At 72.2% G+C, this 18608-nt stretch carries 13 protein-coding genes; 10 read left to right on the top strand and 3 right to left on the bottom strand.

Annotated features, from left to right (window positions below; genetic code table 11):
* Positions 1-94: 94 nt before the first annotated feature.
* Positions 95-1048 carry a LysR family transcriptional regulator gene (locus QSK26_RS28845; protein WP_285778426.1) on the bottom strand — a complete coding sequence of 318 codons (954 nt, stop codon included), beginning with the start codon at positions 1046-1048 and terminating at the stop codon, positions 95-97.
* A gap of 111 nt (positions 1049-1159) precedes the next feature.
* On the opposite strand from QSK26_RS28845, the gene QSK26_RS28850 reads away from it, so the two are divergent.
* The 4 genes from QSK26_RS28850 (at position 1160) to QSK26_RS28865 (ending at position 8390) form a co-directional block, all read left to right on the top strand.
* Positions 1160-2407 (top strand): alpha/beta fold hydrolase, encoded by a 1248-nt coding sequence (locus tag QSK26_RS28850; protein WP_285778427.1) that lies wholly within the window; start codon positions 1160-1162, stop codon positions 2405-2407.
* Positions 2408-2514: 107 nt separating this feature from the next.
* Positions 2515-4791 (top strand): M64 family metallopeptidase, encoded by a 2277-nt coding sequence (locus QSK26_RS28855; protein WP_285778428.1) that lies wholly within the window; start codon positions 2515-2517, stop codon positions 4789-4791.
* 275 nt (positions 4792-5066) lie between these two features.
* Entirely contained in the window at positions 5067-6266 is a 1200-nt protein-coding gene (locus tag QSK26_RS28860; protein ID WP_285778429.1) for a hypothetical protein, read from the top strand.
* Between the two features lie 147 nt (positions 6267-6413).
* Positions 6414-8390, top strand: coding sequence for a glycosyl hydrolase family 18 protein (locus QSK26_RS28865; protein ID WP_285778430.1), 1977 nt, complete (start codon positions 6414-6416; stop codon positions 8388-8390).
* Positions 8391-8460: 70 nt separating this feature from the next.
* Here the strand turns inward: QSK26_RS28865 and QSK26_RS28870 are convergent, their stop codons facing one another.
* Positions 8461-9108, bottom strand: coding sequence for a TetR/AcrR family transcriptional regulator (locus QSK26_RS28870; protein ID WP_285778431.1), 648 nt, complete (start codon positions 9106-9108; stop codon positions 8461-8463).
* A 66-nt stretch (positions 9109-9174) separates the two neighbouring features.
* Between QSK26_RS28870 and QSK26_RS28875 the strand changes: the two genes are divergently transcribed.
* Positions 9175-10908 carry an ABC transporter ATP-binding protein gene (locus QSK26_RS28875; RefSeq protein WP_285778432.1) on the top strand — a complete coding sequence of 578 codons (1734 nt, stop codon included), beginning with the start codon at positions 9175-9177 and terminating at the stop codon, positions 10906-10908.
* Entirely contained in the window at positions 10905-12872 is a 1968-nt protein-coding gene (locus QSK26_RS28880) for an ABC transporter ATP-binding protein (protein WP_285778433.1), read from the top strand. Before QSK26_RS28875 ends, QSK26_RS28880 begins: the two co-directional genes overlap by 4 nt.
* Here QSK26_RS28880 and QSK26_RS28885 read toward each other — a convergent pair whose 3' ends face one another.
* The gene (locus QSK26_RS28885; protein ID WP_285778434.1) at positions 12873-14132 is read right to left on the bottom strand and encodes a cryptochrome/photolyase family protein; all 1260 of its coding nucleotides are present in this window, start codon (positions 14130-14132) and stop codon (positions 12873-12875) included.
* A 185-nt stretch (positions 14133-14317) separates the two neighbouring features.
* Here QSK26_RS28885 and QSK26_RS28890 point away from each other — a divergent pair, with 185 nt between their 5' ends.
* The 4 genes from QSK26_RS28890 to QSK26_RS28905 all read left to right on the top strand — a co-directional run bounded on the left by QSK26_RS28890 (position 14318) and on the right by QSK26_RS28905 (position 18519).
* Positions 14318-15466 (top strand): MerR family transcriptional regulator, encoded by a 1149-nt coding sequence (locus QSK26_RS28890; RefSeq protein WP_285778435.1) that lies wholly within the window; start codon positions 14318-14320, stop codon positions 15464-15466.
* 78 nt (positions 15467-15544) lie between these two features.
* Positions 15545-16069, top strand: coding sequence for an RNA polymerase sigma factor (locus tag QSK26_RS28895; RefSeq protein WP_285778436.1), 525 nt, complete (start codon positions 15545-15547; stop codon positions 16067-16069).
* 2 nt (positions 16070-16071) lie between these two features.
* The gene (locus QSK26_RS28900) at positions 16072-17022 is read left to right on the top strand and encodes a YbgA family protein (protein ID WP_285778437.1); all 951 of its coding nucleotides are present in this window, start codon (positions 16072-16074) and stop codon (positions 17020-17022) included.
* A gap of 24 nt (positions 17023-17046) precedes the next feature.
* Positions 17047-18519 (top strand): SDR family oxidoreductase, encoded by a 1473-nt coding sequence (locus tag QSK26_RS28905; RefSeq protein WP_285778438.1) that lies wholly within the window; start codon positions 17047-17049, stop codon positions 18517-18519.
* Positions 18520-18608 lie beyond the last annotated feature (89 nt).

An 18608-nucleotide genomic window follows, 5' to 3' on the forward strand; every position in this document is an offset into this window, starting at 1 on the left:
CATGCCGGAAGACGGTACTCAGACAACATAAATCCGATCAACGCGCCTTGTGACGCCATGCCGCGGATTCGTGACTCCCGGCCCGGCGGGGCGGCTACGACGGGGTGGCGAGGTCGCCGTGGCGGGCGAGCCAGGTGGCGTAGTGGGGGCGGTCGGCGATGGCTTCGCGGTGGGCCTGGGCGGCGAAGGCGGCGAGTTCGGGGGCGCGGTCGGCGAGCGGGCCGTCGTGGCGCCAGGCCACCAGGTGGCGGAGCCAGAGGGGGGTGCCGGCGAGGGGGCGGACCACGATGCCGGGGCCGTCCTGCACGGTGGCCTGGCAGGGGGACACGGCGTGGCCGCCGGCGACGAGCTGGCGGATCATCGTCTGCTCGGTCATGGTGTGCGGGACGCGGGGGGAGAAGCCCGCGTCCTGACAGGCGGAGTAGACGCACTCGGGCCAGCCGACGCCGTCCGGCGGCGAGATCACCCAGTCGTCGTCCGCGAGGTCGGCCAGCCGTACCTCCTCCTCGGCGGCGAGCGGGTGCGCGCTGCTCATGAGGACGAAGACCGGCTCGGAGGCGACGAGGCGCATGCCGACCGAGGGGACGGCGGGCAGTTCGTTGCCCGGGTAGTCGACGAGGGTCGCGGCGTCCAGGCGGCGGGAGGCGAGCAGGTCGAGGAGGAGGCGGGGGGAGTACTCGGTGTGCACGGTGATGGACACGCCGGGGACCTCGAAGAGGCGGCTGAGCAGGCCGGACAGCATGGGGGTGACGTAGCCGCCGATGCGCGCGACATCCGACCGGGCCGCGCCCGTGCCCGCGCCGGTGACCAGCTCGTCCACGGTGAGCAGGACGGACCGCGCCCTGGTCAGGACGAACTGCCCGAAGGGGGTGGGGGTGACGCCGAGCCGCCCCCGCCGGAAGAGCTGTCCGCCGAGCGCCCCCTCGACCCGCTGGAGCTGGGCGGTGAGGGCGGGCTGGGACACGCCGACGGAGGTGGCCGCCCGGCTGAGACTTCCGGCGTCGGCGATGGCGCAGATGACGCGCAGGTGACGGAGCTCAAGCTGCACTCCGGCCCCTCCTTTCACCCCTATAACCCGCGGACTATATCTCTTCAGGATTAGCGGGATATTTCGTGTTTCCCGCAGGGTGGGAGGTTCGACCACAAGAAGAGGAGCCCCGTGATCCACCACCACTCCGGATACGTCTTCACCGACCACGTGATCAAGGTCCCGCTCGACCACGCGCGCCCGCGTGAGTGGATGATCGAGCTGTTCGCCCGGGAGGTCGTGGCCGTGGACCGGGAGGCGGCGGACCTGCCCTTCCTGCTCTTCCTCCAGGGCGGCCCCGGCCACTCGGCCCCGCGGGAGCTCCCCGCCTGGCTGGAGCGGGCCACCCGGGAGTACCGCGTGGTGCTGCTCGACCAGCGCGGCACCGGGCTCAGCACGCCGGCCACCCGGCAGACCCTGTCCGGCGTCGACGACCAGCCGGACTACCTGCGCCACTTCCGCGCCGACGCCATCGTGCGCGACGCCGAACTGCTCCGCGCGCACCTCGCCGGCGACCGGCCGTGGAGCGTGCTCGGCCAGAGCTTCGGCGGGTTCTGCGCGCTCGCCTACCTGTCCTCCGCCCCGGAGGGGCTGCGCGAGGTGATGATCGCCGGTGGGCTGCCGTCGCTGACCGCCTCGCCGTACGAGGTGTACCGGGCGGCCTATCCCCGGGTGCTGGCCGCCAACGAGCGGTTCTTCGCGCGTTACCCGGGGGACCGGGAGATCGCCGGGAGGGTCGTGGACCGATTGCGCGAGGGCGAGGTGACGCTGCCCGGCGGCGACCGGCTCACCCCGAGGCGGTTCCAGACGCTGGGCATCACGTTCGGCCAGGAGCGCCGCTTCGACACCCTGCACCACGTGCTGGAGCGGGCGTTCGTCAGGGACGGCGAGCTGTCCGACGCCTTCCTGCGGCACGTCGACTCACTGGTCTCCTTCGCCGAGTACCCCCTCTACGCGCTGCTGCACGAGGCCATCTACTGCCAGGGGGAGGCGTCGGCGTGGGCGGCGCACCGGGCGCTGGACGGCTTCCCGGAGTTCGGCCTGACGCCGGGCGGGCCGGTGCTGTTCACCGGGGAGATGATCTACCCGTGGCTGTTCGAGGAGGACCCGGCGCTCGCGCCGCTGCGGGCGTGCGCCGAGGAGCTCGCGGCGCACGGGTCCTGGCCGCGGCTGTACGATCCCGACCGGCTGGCCCGCAACACCGTGCCGGTCGCGGCGGTGATCTACCACGACGACATGTACGTGGACCGCGAGCACTCCCTGCTGACGGCCGGTCAGGTGGGCGGCCTGACCACCTGGATCACCGACGAGTACGCCCATGACGGCCTGAGCCAGGGGCCCGCCGTACTGGAGCAGCTCATCACGATGGTGCGCAGCTGATCCATAAAGCCGGAGTTATGCCCATATGGGATGTGCGCTGAGCGGGTGCCGCCCCCGATAGTGCAGGCACGCCCTCGACATGTCTTCCGGAGGTCCCCCCTATGCGCATGCCCAGGCCGCTCCGGGCCTTGGCGGCCGCCTCCACGGCGGCCCTGCTCCTCACCGCGCCGGCGCTCCCCGCGCACGCCGCTGCCGCCGCCGAGCCCGGCAGCGCCACCGTGGTGCCCCTCCAGGTCACCGGCGACCCCTCCGACCGGTTCAACCTGATCATCATGGGCGACGGCTACACCGAGAACGAGCAGTCGTCGTTCGCCGCCGACGCCGATCTCCAGCTCAACGTGCTCTGGTCGATCGAGCCGTACAAGTCCTACCGGAACTACTTCAACGTCTACCGGGTGGACATCGTCTCCGGCGAGTCCGGCGTCGGCTGCGACCCCGACCTGGCCGCGGGGAGGAAGAACACCCCGCTGAGCATGGGCTTCTACGGCGGATGCAGCCCGAGCGGCCTCCAGCGCCTGATCACCATGAGCAACTCGGCCGCCACCAGGTACGCCAACATGGTGCCGGGAACCAGCAACGCCAACCGGCAGATCGTCGCCCTGGCCAACAGCGGCACGTACGGCGGAGCGGGCGGCGCCTACGCGACCGCCTCCGGGCACAACTCGATGTCGGCCCTCATCGCCCCGCACGAGATCGGCCACTCCCTCGGCAACCTGCAGGACGAGTACACCTACTACTCCAGGGGCGTGGACGGCGGGCCGTACACCGACGGCGAGCCCGGCTCCGCGCACCACACGCTGCTGACCGAGCAGCAGATGAAGGACCAGCGGCAGAAGTGGTGGCGCTGGCTCGGCGAGCCGGGCGAGGCGGGCGGCGTCATCGGCCGGTACGAGGGCGGACTGTACAAGAGCAGCGGCGTCTGGCGGCCCAGCCGGCACTCGATCATGCGGACGCTGGGCTACTACTACGACCAGGTCGGCCGCGAGGTCATGACCAAGGCGATCGCCGCCAAGGTCAGCCTGATCCAGGACAACACGCCCACCGGTGCCCCGGTCGGCGCCGACCGGGTGCTCTGGGTCGAGCCGCTGCACCCCAACAGCCACTCCCTGGTCACCACGTGGCAGGTGGACGGCGCCGACGTGCCCGCCCAGGGCGGTGAACTGGACCTGCGCGCGCTGAACCTCGCGCCCGGCACGCACAAGGTGACCGCCACCGTGGTGGATCCGACCGAGTTCGTCCGGGATCCGGCCATCCGGTCGGCCGGTCTCACCGCCACCCGCACCTGGACGGTGGACACCGCCGTGACGACCACCCCGGCCGAGCCGGGCACCGGCTTCCTCTCCTCCACGCCGACGAACCGCGGCGTGGGCCGCGAGGAGGTCGTCTACGTCGAGACCCCGCACCCCGACGACTCCGTACCGCCGGTGGTGTGGGCCCTGGACGGCAAGCCTCTGCCCGACACCGACGAGGACGTGGACCTCGGCGCGCTGGACCTCGCCCCGGGCGCCCACACGCTCACCGCCACCTCCGGCGGCCAGACGCTCACCTGGGCGGTGGACGACCTGCCCGCCACCGGGTACGAACTGTCCGAGCCGCTGGTCCGCTCGGGTGAGAACTACGTCTACAACGGCCCCTTCACCATGAAGCTCACCGGCGCGGACGACGAGCCCGGTTACGTGGTGAACGAGTCGCGGGTGGACGGCGACGGCTGGTTCAACTACTTCGGCTGGCCGACCTCCGCCGACCTGCCGTGGACGTTCAGCGAGACCGGAACCACGATCGACAGCCTCACCTACGGCGCGCTGCCCCGGGGCCGGCACACCGTGGAGTACCGCTCGATCGACGCCAGCGGCAACCGCGGCGAGCCGAAGAGCTTCTCGGTGACGACCCTCGCCGCGCCGCCCGCCTGCACCACCACGGTCACCGGGGTCAGGAAGGGCGCGGTCGCCGTCCGCTCCGGCGTCACCTGCCTGGAGAACGCCGAGGTCAGCGGCGCGGTGACGGTGGCTCCCGGCGCCTCCCTGGTGGTCAGGGGCGGCACGGTCAGGGGCGGCCTGGTCGCCTCCGGCGCGGCCGAGGTGCACCTGCTGAAGGCGCGCGTCGAAGGCGCGGTCGTCGTCAACGGCACCACCGGCCACCTGACGGTCGCCGGCGCGGACATCCGCGGCGCGATCACGCTGACCGGCAACACCACCGCCGACGCCCTCGTCGTCACCGGCAGCACGGTCAGCGGCTCCCTCGCCTGCGCCGGCAACACCCCGCAGCCCTCCGACGCCGGCGTGTCCAACGACGTCACCGGCAGCGGTCAGTGCGCCGGGCTCGTGGACGCCCCGCAGTCCAAGACCCGCGCGAGGTCCTACGAGGCGGTGCTGCCGATCCGCTGACCCGGAGCGGCCATCGGAGCGGGGCGTTCCCGGCACGAAGGGGAGCGCCTCGCTTCCCCATTTTGTACAGAAATCGCACCATAAAACGGTCGGACCGTTATCGGGACCCATTTCCGACCCTCCGGTGAAACCCCTGGCAGGCCGAAAGGGAATCATGAGACTATCCGATCCGGGCGTTTTCCCTTAAGCTGCTGAAAGGCGTTGCCGTCCACGCCGGTAGCGGTTTCTCGCCGAGCGGGAGGCGGTTCGTGTCCTTACACGCGTTTCGCGTTCCGATGACACCGGCGCTGCGACTGGCGGCGTCCGTGTGCGCGGTCGGCGCCGGCCTCCTCCTCGCCTTGGTCCTCGGCCTCGACGACGTCCCGGCCTCCCCCTTCTACATGACCGCCGTGAGCACCCTGCTCGCCGTGGGCCTGTACGGCAGCGCCTCGGGCATCCCCGCCGAGGCCCTGCGCGACGTGCGCCGGGTCGTCGTCGCGGTCACCGTCGGGGTGCTGCTGAAGGCCCTCCTGATCGCCGGGGCGATGTACGTCTTCCATCCGCATCCCGCCTCGCTCCTCCTCGGAGTGGCGGTCGCGCAGATCGACCCGCTGTCGGTCGCCGCGATGACCCGGAATTCGCAGATGAGCCGGCGGGCCAAGGCGCTCCTGCTGGCGTGGGCGTCGTTCGACGACCCGATCACCGCGCTGCTCACGGTCTACCTGTCGGTCTTCGCGTTACGCGGCATGGCGGAAGGAGCCGTCACCTCGCCGCTGGACGGGGAGGTCGGCGGTTACGTCGCCGACCTCGGGCTCAACGTCCTGTTCGCGGCCGGCGGCTGGGTGATCTGGCGGCTGCTGAAGAAGTGGAACCCGGCGCCCGCCGTCTTCCGGGCCGTGTCCGTGGTCCTGCTCGTCGCCCTGATCGCGGTGGCGGTCTGGCAGTTCCTCATCCTCGGCGTCGCCCTGCTCGGCCTGTTCTACCGGCCGCCGCTGGGCGCGGCGCTGGACCGGCTGATCACGGCCGCGTTCTACCTGGCGGCGTTCGCGCTGGGCATGCTCCTGCTCGGCGGGGTCGACCTCGCCGCGGGGGCGGTGCTCGGCGGCGCCGCCTTCCTCGCCCAGGTGCTCGTCGGGGGAGTGCTCATCGCGCCGCGCCGGATGGGCGTCACCGACCGCGTGTACCTCGCCCTGGGCCAGCAGAACGGGCTGACCGCGATCGTGCTCGTGCTCAGCCTGCAACCGGCCTTCCCGCAGGCGATCGCCGCCGTCGCGCCGGCGATCCTGCTGGTCAACGTGCTGCATCTGGTCCTGAACGGCGTCTGGGACATGCGGGAGCGGATCCCCGGCTGGCTGTTGCGGGTCCGCGACTCGCGGGAGCGTCCCGGGCTCGCCAGGGTGGCCAGGGTCACCGGGGTGACGCACGTCGCCGAGCGCGCCTCGGAGCGGCTGGAGACCGCCCTGGAGAAGGAGTCCGGCGACTCGCGGGAGTGGTGACCGCCCGGCATCGCCCGCCGGTTCCCCCGCAACAGCTTATTGACTAGCCCTGTGACGGCGGCTAAGTTTCAACAATTAAAAGGAAACTTTCCTAATGGTTTCCTCCCGACTCCCACCCCCCATCCATCACAGGACGTCGGAGCACACATGAAACGCAGCGCCTTCAAACTCCTCGCAGGCATGGCGGTGTTGACCCTCCCGCTGAGCGCGGCGGTCCTGACCGCGCCCACCGCCTCCGCCGTGGCCGGGCAGCAGAGCATGCTCGCCGCCTACCCGCTCTGGCAGGCGTGGACGCCGTACACCCCGGGCACCCGGGTGACCTACAACGGCGTCGACTACGAGTGCCTGCAGAGCCACACCTCCCAGCCCGGCTGGGAGCCGTCCAACGTCCCCGCGCTCTGGAAGGTCGTCACCGGCGGCGGCGGCTCGGACACCACCGCTCCGTCGGTGCCGGGGAACCTGCGTTCCACGGGGACGACGAGCAGCAGTGTGTCGTTGGCGTGGAATGCCGCCACGGACAACGTGGGGGTCACCGGTTACAACGTGTACCGGGGGACGACGCTGGTGACGACGGTGACCGGGACGTCGTACACCGACACCGGCCGGGCCGCGAGTACGAGTTACAGCTACACGGTGCGGGCGCGTGACGCCGCGGGCAACCTGTCCGGCGTGAGCAACACCCTGAACGCCACCACCCAGCCGGGCGGCGGCGGCTCGGACACCACGGCTCCGTCGGTGCCGGGGAACCTGCGTTCCACGGGGACGACGAGCAGCAGTGTGTCGTTGGCGTGGAACGCGGCCACGGACAACGTGGGGGTCACCGGTTACAACGTGTACCGGGGGACGACGCTGGTGACGACGGTGACCGGGACGTCGTACACCGACACCGGCCGGGCCGCGAGTACGAGTTACAGCTACACGGTGCGGGCGCGTGACGCCGCGGGCAATCTGTCCGGCGTGAGCAACACGCTGAACGCCACCACCCAGCCGGGCGGCGGCGGAGGCGGCGGGGACAAGCTGCTGGGCTACTTCGTCCAGTGGGGCGTCTACCAGCGCGCCTACCACGTCAAGAACATCGACACCAGTGGCGCCGCGGCGAAGCTGACCCACCTCAACTACGCCTTCGGCAACGTGCAGAACGGCCAGTGCACCATCGGTGACTCCTACGCCGACTACGACCGCGCCTACACCGCCGCGGAGAGCGTGGACGGCGTGGCCGACACCTGGGACGCCGGGGCGCTGCGCGGCAACTTCAACCAGCTGCGCAAGCTGAAGGCGAAGTACCCGAACCTGAAGGTGCTGTTCTCCTTCGGCGGCTGGAGCTGGTCCGGCGGCTTCGCCCAGGCCGCGGCCAACCCGGCGGCGTTCGCCGAGTCCTGCTACCGCCTGGTGGAGGACCCGCGCTGGGCCGACGTGTTCGACGGCATCGACATCGACTGGGAGTACCCGAACGCCTGCGGCCTGACCTGTGACACCACCGGCTTCGCGTCCTACCGCACGCTGATGCAGGCGGTGCGCGCCCGGTTCGGCGCCGGCAACCTGGTGACCGCCGCCATCACGGCCGACGGCTCCAACGGCGGCAAGCTCGACGCGGCCGACTACGCGGGCGCGGCGCAGTACCTCGACTGGTACAACGTCATGACCTACGACTACTTCGGCGCCTTCAACGCCCAGGGCCCGACCGCGCCGCACTCCCCGCTCACCTCCTACACCGGCATCCCGGCCGCTGGCTTCAACTCCGACGCGGCCATCCAGAAGCTCAAGGGCAAGGGCGTCCCGGCGAACAAGATGCTGCTCGGCATCGGCTTCTACGGCCGCGGCTGGACCGGCGTCAGCCAGAGCGCCCCGGGCGGCACCGCGACCGGCGCCGCGCCCGGCACGTACGAGGCGGGCATCGAGGACTACAAGGTGCTCAAGACGCGCTGCCCGGCCACCGGCACGATCGCCGGCACGGCGTACGCGCACTGCGGCAACCAGTGGTGGAGCTATGACACCCCCGCCACCATCTCCGGAAAGATGAGCTACGCGCAGCAGCAGGGGCTCGGCGGCTCCTTCTTCTGGGAGCTCAGCGGCGACACCGCCAACGGCGAGCTGGTCACGGCCATGAAGAACGGCCTCGACTAGGTCTCGACCAGGCCCGAGCAGTTCGCGGCAGGTGAGGAGCCGGGAAGGCGAAGCGCCTTCCCGGCTCCCGTCACGCGGGCCGGCCGCCCAGCATGTCCTCCATGAGCGAGCGCAGGTCGAGCAGCGCGCGGTCCATGTCGAACTCGCCGGGGTCGAGCAGCCACTGGTAGGCGGCGCCGCGCAGCCCGCTGATCAGCACCCTGGCGACCGCGGCCGGATCCACGGACGCGGGCACGAGACCCGCCTCGATCCCCTCGCGCACGCCGAGCTCGATGCTCGCCCGGAACTCCCGATGTAACTCGGCCATCCGGTCCCGCAGCACCGGGATGGGCTTGAGAGCCTCGAACATCAGGCTGTACAGCGCGCGGAACTCCCTGGGGGAGCGCCGGTGGAAGCCGCGCACGGCGTCGATGACCACGATCACGCCGGCCGTGCCCCGGTGGTCGCCGGCCCGGCCCCGGAGCTGCGCGTCGCCCCAGACGAACGTCATCCGCTCGATCAGGGCGGAGAGCAGCTTCGCCTTCGACTCGAACCGCCGGGTCACCAGGCCGTGACTGTAACCCGCCCGCTCGCCGATGGCCGCCAGGGTGGCCCGCTCGTAGCCGACCTCGGCGATGACCTCCGCCGCCGCGTCGAGCAGGGCCAGGGTGGACAGCTCCGACCTCGCCTGCACGGGCCGGTTGGCCACGCTGGGCGGCAGTCCTGATGTCGATGCCATAGACGCAGACTGGCCGCACGGAAAGTATGTTGTCAACCACCTACGTTTGGGCCTACCCTTCCCGTCGTGCTACTGCGACTTTTGCGGGCGTATCTACGGCCCTATGCCCGCCCGATAGCGCTGGTGGTGCTCCTGCAACTCGTGCAGACGCTCGCCACGCTCTATCTGCCCACCCTCAACGCCGACATCATCGACAACGGTGTGGTCCGCGGGGACACCGGCTACATCGTGCGCGTCGGCGGCGTCATGGTGGCGATCACCCTGGTGCAGATCGTCTGCGCGATCGGCGCCGTCTACTTCGGCGCCCGCACCGCCATGGCGCTCGGCCGGGACCTGCGCGGCGACCTGTTCGACCAGGTGCAGTCCTTCTCCGCCCGGGAGGTCGGCAGGTTCGGCGCGCCGTCGCTGATCACCCGGACCACCAACGACGTCCAGCAGATCCAGATGCTGACCGTGATGTCGTTCACCATGATGGTGACGGCGCCGATCATGTGCGTGGGCGGCATCGCCATGGCGCTGCACCAGAACGTGCGGCTGTCCAGCCTGCTGCTGGTCATCGTGCCGGTGCTCGGCGTCATCGTCTCGCTCATCGTGCGCCGGATGCGGCCGCTCTACCGGAGCGTCCAGGAGAACATCGACACCGTCAACCGGGTGCTGCGCGAGCAGATCACCGGCGTCCGGGTCATCCGGGCCTTCGTCCGCGACCGCTACGAGCGCGAGCGCTTCGCCGGGGCCAACACCGACCTGATGGACGTGTCGATGCGCGCCGGGCGGCTCATGTCGATGATGTTCCCGGCCGTGATGCTGGTGGTCAACGCCTCCAGCGTGGCCGTCGTGTGGTTCGGCGGCCACCTCATCGCCGGCGGCGACATGCAGATCGGCGCGCTCACCGCGTTCCTCAGCTATCTGATGCAGATCCTCATGGCCGTGATGATGGCCACCTTCATGTTCGTGATGGTGCCCCGGGCCGAGGTGTGCGCCGAGCGCATCCAGGAGGTGCTGGGCACCGAGAGCAGCGTCGTGCCGCCGGCCGAGCCGGTCACGCCCGGCGAACGGCGCGGCGAGCTGGAGCTCAGCGGGGTGGAGTTCCGCTACCCGGGCGCCGAGGAGCCGGTGCTGCGCGACGTCTCCTTCCGCGCCGGGCCCGGCCGTACCACCGCCGTCATCGGCAGCACCGGCAGCGGCAAGTCCACCCTCCTCGGCCTGGTGCCCCGGCTGTTCGACGTCACCGGCGGCAGCGTGCGGGTGGACGGCGTGGACGTGACCGAACTGGACCCGGCCGCCATGGCCGAGACCATCGGCCTCGTCCCGCAGAAGCCGTACCTGTTCAGCGGCACGGTCGCCTCCAACCTGCGGTACGGCAGGCCGGAGGCCACCGACGAGGAACTGTGGCACGCGCTGGAGATCGCGCAGGCCCGCGACTTCGTCGAAGAGATGGAAGGCGGCCTGGAGGCGCCCATCGCCCAGGGCGGCTCCAACGTGTCCGGCGGCCAGCGGCAGCGCCTCGCCATCGCCCGGGCCCTGGTCCGCAGGCCGCTGATCTACCTGTTCGACGACTCCTTCTCCGCGCTCGACTACGCCACCGACGCCCGGCTGCGGGCCGCGCTCGCCGCGGAGACCGGGGACGCGACCGTCGTCATCGTCGCCCAGCGGGTCAGCACCATCCGCGACGCGGACCTGATCGTGGTGCTCGACGAGGGCCGCGTCGTCGGCACCGGCACGCACACCGAGCTGATGCGGGCCAACGAGACCTACCGGGAGATCGTCCTCTCCCAGCTCACCGAGCAGGAGGCGGCATGAGTTCCTCCCAGGCCCCCGCCGTACCGCCGCGGACCCCGCCGCCGATGATGGGCCGCGGCCGGCCGATGGGCGGGCAGCCGATGGAGAAGTCCATGGACTTCCGCGGGTCCAGCCGCAGGGTGCTGCGCATGCTGCGGCCCGAGCGGCCGATCGTCGTGGTCGCGCTGCTCGTCGGCCTCGTCAGCGTCGCGCTGACCGTGCTCGGGCCGAAACTCCTGGGCCACGCCACCGACCTGATCTTCTCCGGTGTCATCGGCGCCCAGTTGCCCGCCGGCCTCACCAAGGCGCAGGCCGTGGCGCAACTGCGGCAGCAGGGGAACGGCACGGTCGCCGACCTGATCGCGTCGATGGACGTCGTCCCCGGTCAGGGCATCGACTTCCACGCCGTCGCGACCGTGCTCCTCGGCGTGCTGGCCATCTACGCCGCCGCCTCCCTGCTCAGCTTCGCCCAGGCGCAGATCGCCACCCGTGTCGTACAGCGGGTCGTCTACCGGATGCGCGAACAGGTCGAGGAGAAGCTCGCCCGGCTGCCGCTGAGCTACTTCGACAAGCAGCAGCGAGGCGAGGTGCTCTCCCGCGCGACCAACGACATCGACAACATCCAGCAGACGATGCAGCAGACCATCAGCCAGATCGTCACCTCGGTGCTCACCATCGTGGGCGTGCTGGTGATGATGCTCCTCATCTCGCCGCTGCTGGCGCTGGTCGCGCTCGTCACGGTGCCGCTGTCGGTGCTGGTCGCGACCAGGGTCGGCAAACGCGCGCAGCCGCAGTTCATCAAGCAGTGGTCCACCACCGGCAAGCTCAACGCGCACATCGAGGAGATGTACACCGGTCACTCGCTGGTCAAGGTGTTCGGCCGGCAGCGGGAGTCGGCCGAGCTGTTCCGCGAGCAGAACGACCGGCTGTTCGAGTCGAGCTTCCGCGCGCAGTTCATCTCCGGGATCATCCAGCCCGCGATGATGTTCATCGGCAACATCAACTACGTGCTGGTGGCCGTGGTGGGCGGGCTCCGGGTGGCGGCCGGCGGGCTGTCCATCGGCGACGTGCAGGCGTTCGTGCAGTACTCCCGGCAGTTCAGCCAGCCGCTCACCCAGGTCGCCAGCATGGCGAACCTCGTCCAGTCGGGCGTCGCCTCCGCCGAGCGGGTCTTCGAACTGCTGGACGCCGACGAGCAGCGGCCCGACCCCGAGGCCCGCCTGCTGCCCGCCCAGGTGCGCGGGCAGGTGGAGTTCGAGGACGTCTCCTTCCGCTACGAGGAGGACCGGCCGCTCATCGAGGACCTGTCCCTGTCGGTGCGGCCCGGCCAGACCGTGGCGATCGTCGGCCCCACAGGAGCCGGCAAGACCACGCTGGTCAACCTGCTCATGCGGTTCTACGACGTGCGGAGCGGGCGGATCACCCTCGACGGGGTGGACGTGGCCGAGATGTCGCGGGAGGAACTGCGCGCCCAGATCGGCATGGTGCTCCAGGACACCTGGCTGTTCGGCGGGACGATCGCGGAGAACATCGCCTACGGGGCCGAAGGGGTGCCGCACGACCGGATCGTCGAGGCGGCCAGGGCCACCCATGTGGACCGATTCGTCCGGACTTTGCCCGACGGCTACGACACCGTGATCGACGACGAGGGCTCCAACGTCAGCGTCGGCGAGAAGCAGCTCATCACGATCGCCAGGGCGTTCCTGGCCGAACCGGCGATCCTGGTGCTGGACGAGGCCACCAGCTCGGTGGACACCCGGACCGAGGTGCTCATCCAGCACGCGATGGCCTCCCTGCGCAGCGGCCGGACCAGCTTCGTCATCGCCCACCGGCTCTCCACGATCCGGGACGCCGACGTCATCCTGGTGATGGAGTCGGGCAGGATCGTGGAACAGGGCGACCACGAGTCACTGCTCGCCCGGGGCGGCGCGTACAGCCGGCTGTACTCGGCGCAGTTCGCCGAGCCCGCAGCCCAGCCGGACTGATCACGCCACCCCGGCCGGCAGGGCCGGGTAGCCGGGCGGCGGGTCGGCGAGACGCCACGGGCGGTGGATCTCCCGGCCGGTCAGGCCGGCCAGCTCCGGGACGTACCTGCGGACGTACTCGCCGGCCGGGTCGAAGCGGTCGGCCTGGCGGAGCGGGTTGAAGGTGCGGTTGGGGCGGGTGTCATTCCCGGTGCCCGCCACCCACTGCCAGTTGCCGGAGTTGTTCGCGACGTCCCCGTCGAGGAGCAGCTCGAAGAAGTGCGCCAGCCCGGCCCGCCAGTCCACGCCCAGGTGTTTCACCAGGTAGTTCCCGGTGATCAGGCGGGCCCGGTTGTGCATCCAGCCCTCGGCCAGGAGCTGGCGCATCCCGGCGTCCACGATGGGCATCCCGGTCCTCCCCTCCCGCCACGCGTCCAGCGCCTCCCCGCCGGGGGCCCACCGGGTGCCGCGCGGGCGGTAGTCGCGGCGGTTGATGTCGGGGAAGGCGTACGTCACCTGGTGGTGGAAGTCGCGCCAGCACAGCTGCCGCAGGAACGGCTCGTTGCCCCGGGCGCCCGCCGCCAGCTCCAGCGGTGAGACGCAGCCGAAGCGCAGGTAAGGGCTGAGCCGCGAGGTGCGGTCCCCGGCGAGGTCGTCATGCCCGTCCTCGTACCCGGCGAGGCCCGACCGCAGCCACGCCTCGGCGCGCTCGCGGCCGAGCGACTCCCCGCCCCGCATCGCGCCGTACGGCTCGCGCGGCGGCAGCTGGCCGGGGGCGAGACCGGCGGGCAGCGGGACGCGCGCGGGCGGCGGCAGCACGGACCGGCGGCCGGTCGCCGACCAGGCCCGCCAGTAAGGGGTGAACACCCGGTAGTGATCGTTCTCGCCGGAGGGGTACAGCGCGCCGGGCGGTACCACGGTGACGCCGGGGAAGCAGCGGAACGCGATCCGCTCCCCGGCGAGCCGCCCCTCCCGCCGCCGGGCGAGCCGGCTCACGTCGGCGCTGGCGTAGATCGCCTCGGCGGACGTCTCCCCGGCGAGCCGCATCGCCTCGGTCACGGTGTCGCCCCGCCGCACGACGAGGTCACCGCCGCGTTCGCGCAGCGAGCCGCGCAGGTCGGCCAGGCATTCGGCGAGGAATCCGCCCCTGCGCCCGGCCGGAATCGCCGGATCCAGCACGAACAGCGGCACGACCCGCTCCGCCTCGGCGCAGGCCGCCGCCAGCGCGGGGTGGTCGTGCACCCGCAGGTCCCGGTTGAACAGCACGATCACGGTGTCCACACCCGATCCTTCGGCGCCCGCCGCCGAGCGGTTGCATCCGCGGTACGCGCCGCCGGGTGGTCACATGGGGGTAGGTGCCGTCGGGCGGCCGTGTGGGGGTACGTGCCGTCGGGCGGTTGCATCCGGGATGTCGTCCGGCACGAAGGGAACGATGGCGGGCCAGGACGGTCGAGGGGGGGACGGCGATGGGCGAGGGACCGTCGCGGAGCGGCGACGAGGGGCCGGGGTACGGCATCGGCGCGGTCTCGCGCACCCTCGGCGTGCCCGCGCCCACGCTGCGCACCTGGAACCTGCGCTACGGCATCGGCCCGAGCCGCCGCAGCCCCGGCGGCCACCGCCGCTACGACGCCGCCGACCTGCGCCGGCTGGCGGAGATGAACCGGCTGATCCGCTCCGGGGTCGCCCCGGCGGAAGCCGCCCGCGCGGCCCTCAGACTCGCCACCCCGTCCACCGCAGTCACCACCGGCCAGCCCGTCACCGGCCAGCCCGTCACGGGGCAGACCGCCATAGAACAGGCCGTCACAGGGCAGCCGACCACAGGGCGGCTCGCCCCAGGGCAGGCCGCCGCCGGGGTGGAGGGGGGCGTTCCGGCGGGGGCGCGGGTGCGGGCGGGGGAGGCCGATCTGTCGGCGGCGCGGCTGGCCAGGGCGGCGCTGGTGCTGGACGGGCGTACCGTGGCCGACGCGATGGCCCGGTCGCTGGAGCGGCACGGCGTCGTGCCGACCTGGGAGCGGCTGGTGCTGCCGGTGTTCGAGACGATCTGCCGCAGGCAGGCCGGGAGCGGGCGGCACATCGAGGCGGAGCACGTGTTCTCCGGCAGCGTCCTAGCGGCGCTGCACCAGTTCGGCGCAGCCGGGCCCTCGCCGGTGACCTGGGGCGGGGGTCCACCGGTGGCCCGGGGCGGGGGATCGCCGGTGACCGAGGGCTGGGGTCCGGTGGCCGGGGCCGGGGCCGGGGCCGGGGCCGGGGGCGGGGGTTCGCCGGTGGGCGTGCTGCTGGCCTGTGCGCAGGATGAGTTGCACAGCCTGCCGGTGCACGCGCTGGCCGTCGCGCTGGAGTCCGAGTACGGCGTCGGGACGCTCGTGCTCGGCGCCCGCACGCCCTATCCCGCGCTGGCGGGGGCGATCCGCCGGGCCGGCCCCCGGGTCGTCTTCGTGTGGTCGCAGCAGGAGTGGACCGGCGACCCCGCGCCGCTGGCGGCCCTGCCCGCCCGCCGCCCGGCCGCCCAGGTCATCGCGGGCGGTCCCGGCTGGCCGGACGGCCTCCCGCCGGGCGTGCTCCGGGTCACCGGCTTCCGCGAGGCGATCTCCCAGGTCCTCGCCCATCTCGCCTGACCGGTCCTTGGGGAGATCATTACCCTGCGTATCCGGTGAAGAGGTTTTGAGTAACTTACCAGGGGCATCCTGGCTGACATGGGGGACACTCTGGGGGCGCGTCTCGCCGTCGGCGAGCCCGAGGCGGTCAGCGAGTGTTACCGCGCGCACGTCGCGCTGGTGCGCGCTTACCTGCGCAGGTTCGTGCCCGCCCAGGAGGTGGACGACGTGACCCAGGTCGTCTTCGCCGAGGTGTGGCGTTCCCGGCACCGCTTCGACCCGGCGCGCAACCTGCCCGCCTGGCTGCTCGGCATCGCGCGCAAGCGGGCCGTCGACCACCTCCGGGCACGCCGGCCGCCGACGGTCCCGCTGGAGGCGGTCGCCGAGCGGGCGGGCGCCGACGGCAGGACCTACGGCCGGTGGCTCGCCGAGCGGGAGGAGATCCGCGCGGCGATGGACCGGCTGCCCCCCGCGCAACGCCAGGCGATCGAACTGGCCTACTACGGCGACCTGACCCAGCGCGAGATCGCCGAGCGGCTGCGGGTGCCGCTGGGCACCATCAAGGCGCGCACGACCCGCGGCCTGCACCGGCTGTCCACCCTGCTCACCCCGGAAGGCGGCTGATCATGGAGTACGGCAGACCCCGGGTGGCCGTGTCGAGTTGCCTGCTCGGCGAGGCCGTACGGCACAACGGCGGGCACAGCAGGAACCGCTTCCTGACCGACGTCCTGGCCGGGTACGTGGACTGGGTGCCGTGCTGCCCGGAGATCTTGATCGGCCTCGGCGCCCCGCGCGAGACGCTGCACCTGGAGCGCGCACCCGGCGGCCCGCGGCTGGTGAGCAGGCGTACCCGCAGAGACCTCACCTCCGCGATGCGCACCGTGGCGGACGACCGCGCCGCCCGGCTCGACGCCGACGGTTACGTGTTCAAGGCCAAGAGCCCGAGCTGCGGCATCCACGGCATCCCGCTCTACGACGGCGGGACCCTGGTGGACCGGCGCAACCGCGGCCTGTTCGCCGGAACCGTCATCGACGCCCACCCGCTGCTGCCGATCGAGGACGAGGGCAGGCTGACCGACCCGGTGCTCAGGGAGGCGTTCGTCGAGCGGATCTTCGCGCACGCCCGGCTGCGCCGGCTCCTGGAGAGCGACTGGCGGCCCCGCGACCTGGTGGCGTTCCACGCCCGCCACAAGATGCAGATCCTGGCGCACGCCCCGGAGCGCTACTACGAGCTCGGCCGCCTGGTCGCCTCCGTCGGCACGCGGCCCAGGGCGGAGGTCGCCGCCGAGTACGCCGCCGCCTTCCGCGCGGCCCTGGCCGACCGGGCGTCCACCGGGCGCAACGTCAACGTGCTGCAACACTGCCTGGGCATGGTGAGCGAACGGCTGGACCCGGCCCGCCGCGCCGACCTCGTCGACGTCGTGCGCGCCTACCGGGAGCGGGAGGTGCCGCTCAGCGTGCCCGTCTCGCTGCTGCACCACCACGCCCGCGGCGAGGCGGCCGGCTACCTGGGGGAGCAGACCTACCTCTCCCCGTACCCGCGTGAGCTGGGCCTGCGCAACCACGTCCCGTGCTGACCGGCGCGGCGGAAGGGGAGACGGATGACCCGGTGCCTGGTCACCGGGGCGACCGGCTACATAGGCGGCCGGCTCGTCCCGCAACTGCTCGACGCCGGACACGAGGTCCGCTGCATGGTCCGCTCCGCCGTACGGCTGCGCGACCAGCCCTGGGCGGGCCGGATCGAGGTCGCCGAGGCCGACGCGACCGATCCGGAGCGGACCCGCGCGGCGCTGGAGGGGACCGAGGTCGCTTACTACCTCATCCACGCCATGGGCGGTACGCGTGACTTCGCCGCCTCCGACCGGCGGGCGGCGGCCACCTTCGCCGCGGCCGCCGAGGCGGCCGGGGTGCGGCGGGTCGTCTACCTCGGCGGGCTGACCGCGGATCCGCGGCTGTCGCCGCACCTGCGCTCGCGCGCCGAGGTCGGCGACATCTTCCTCGGCTCGCGGGTGCCCGCGGTCGTCCTGCGCGCGGCGGTGATCATCGGCTCCGGGTCCGCGTCGTTCGAGATGCTGCGCTACCTCACCGAGCGGCTGCCGGTGATGACCACGCCGCGCTGGGTGCACAGCCGCACCCAGCCGATCGCCGTCCGCGACGTGCTGCGCTACCTGGTCGCCTGGGCGGCCATCCCGGACCGGGTGAACCGCGGCTTCGACATCGGCGGCCCCGACGTGCTGACCTATGGGGACATGATGCACGGCTACGCCGCGGCGGCCGGCCTGCCCAGGCGCCTGATCATCCCGGTGCCGCTGCTCACGCCCAACCTGTCCAGCCAGTGGGTCGGCCTGGTCACCCCGGTCCCGGCGGGCATCGCGCGGCCCCTGGTGGAGTCCCTGCGCAGCGAGGCCGTGTGCCGGGAGCACGACATCGCGGGATACGTCCCGGATCCGCCCGCGGGACTGACCTCCTTCCCGCGGGCCGTCTCCCTCGCCCTGCACAAGATCAAGGAGGCGGACGTCGCCACCCGCTGGTCCTCCGCCTCCACGCCGGGCGCGCCCAGCGACCCGATGCCCACCGACCCCGACTGGTCCGGCGGCAGCCTCTACGTAGACGACCGCCGCCGTCCGGTGGACGTCCGGCCGGAGGTGCTGTGGCGGGTGATCGAGGGCATCGGCGGCGAGGCGGGTTGGTACTCGCTGCCGGTCGCCTGGCGGATCCGCGGCCTCATGGACCGGATGGCCGGCGGGGTCGGGCTGCGCCGGGGCCGCCGCGACCCGAACCGGCTGCGGGTGGGCGACAGCGTCGACTTCTGGCGGGTCGAGGAGGTGGAGCCGGGTCGCCTGCTGCGGCTGCGCGCCGAGATGAGGCTCCCCGGCCTCGCCTGGCTGGAGCTGAGCCTCAGCCAGGCGCACGGCCGCACCGTCTACCGGCAGCGGGCGCTCTTCCACCCGCACGGCCTGCTCGGCCACCTCTACTGGTGGGCCATCTCGCCCTTCCACAACCTCATCTTCGGCCGCATGGCCCGCAACCTCACCGCGTCCGCCCGGCGGTTCCCGTTCCGGACCGGCGGCTAGCGTCCCGTGGGTCGCGCCCGTCACGGGGGGGCCGCTCGCGCCTGGACGGTCCCCGTGCGCGCGCACATGGCCGGAGCGTACTGCCTTGA

Source organism: Microtetraspora sp. NBRC 13810, assembly GCF_030268685.1.
In the GTDB taxonomy this organism is placed as follows: domain Bacteria; phylum Actinomycetota; class Actinomycetes; order Streptosporangiales; family Streptosporangiaceae; genus BSRQ01.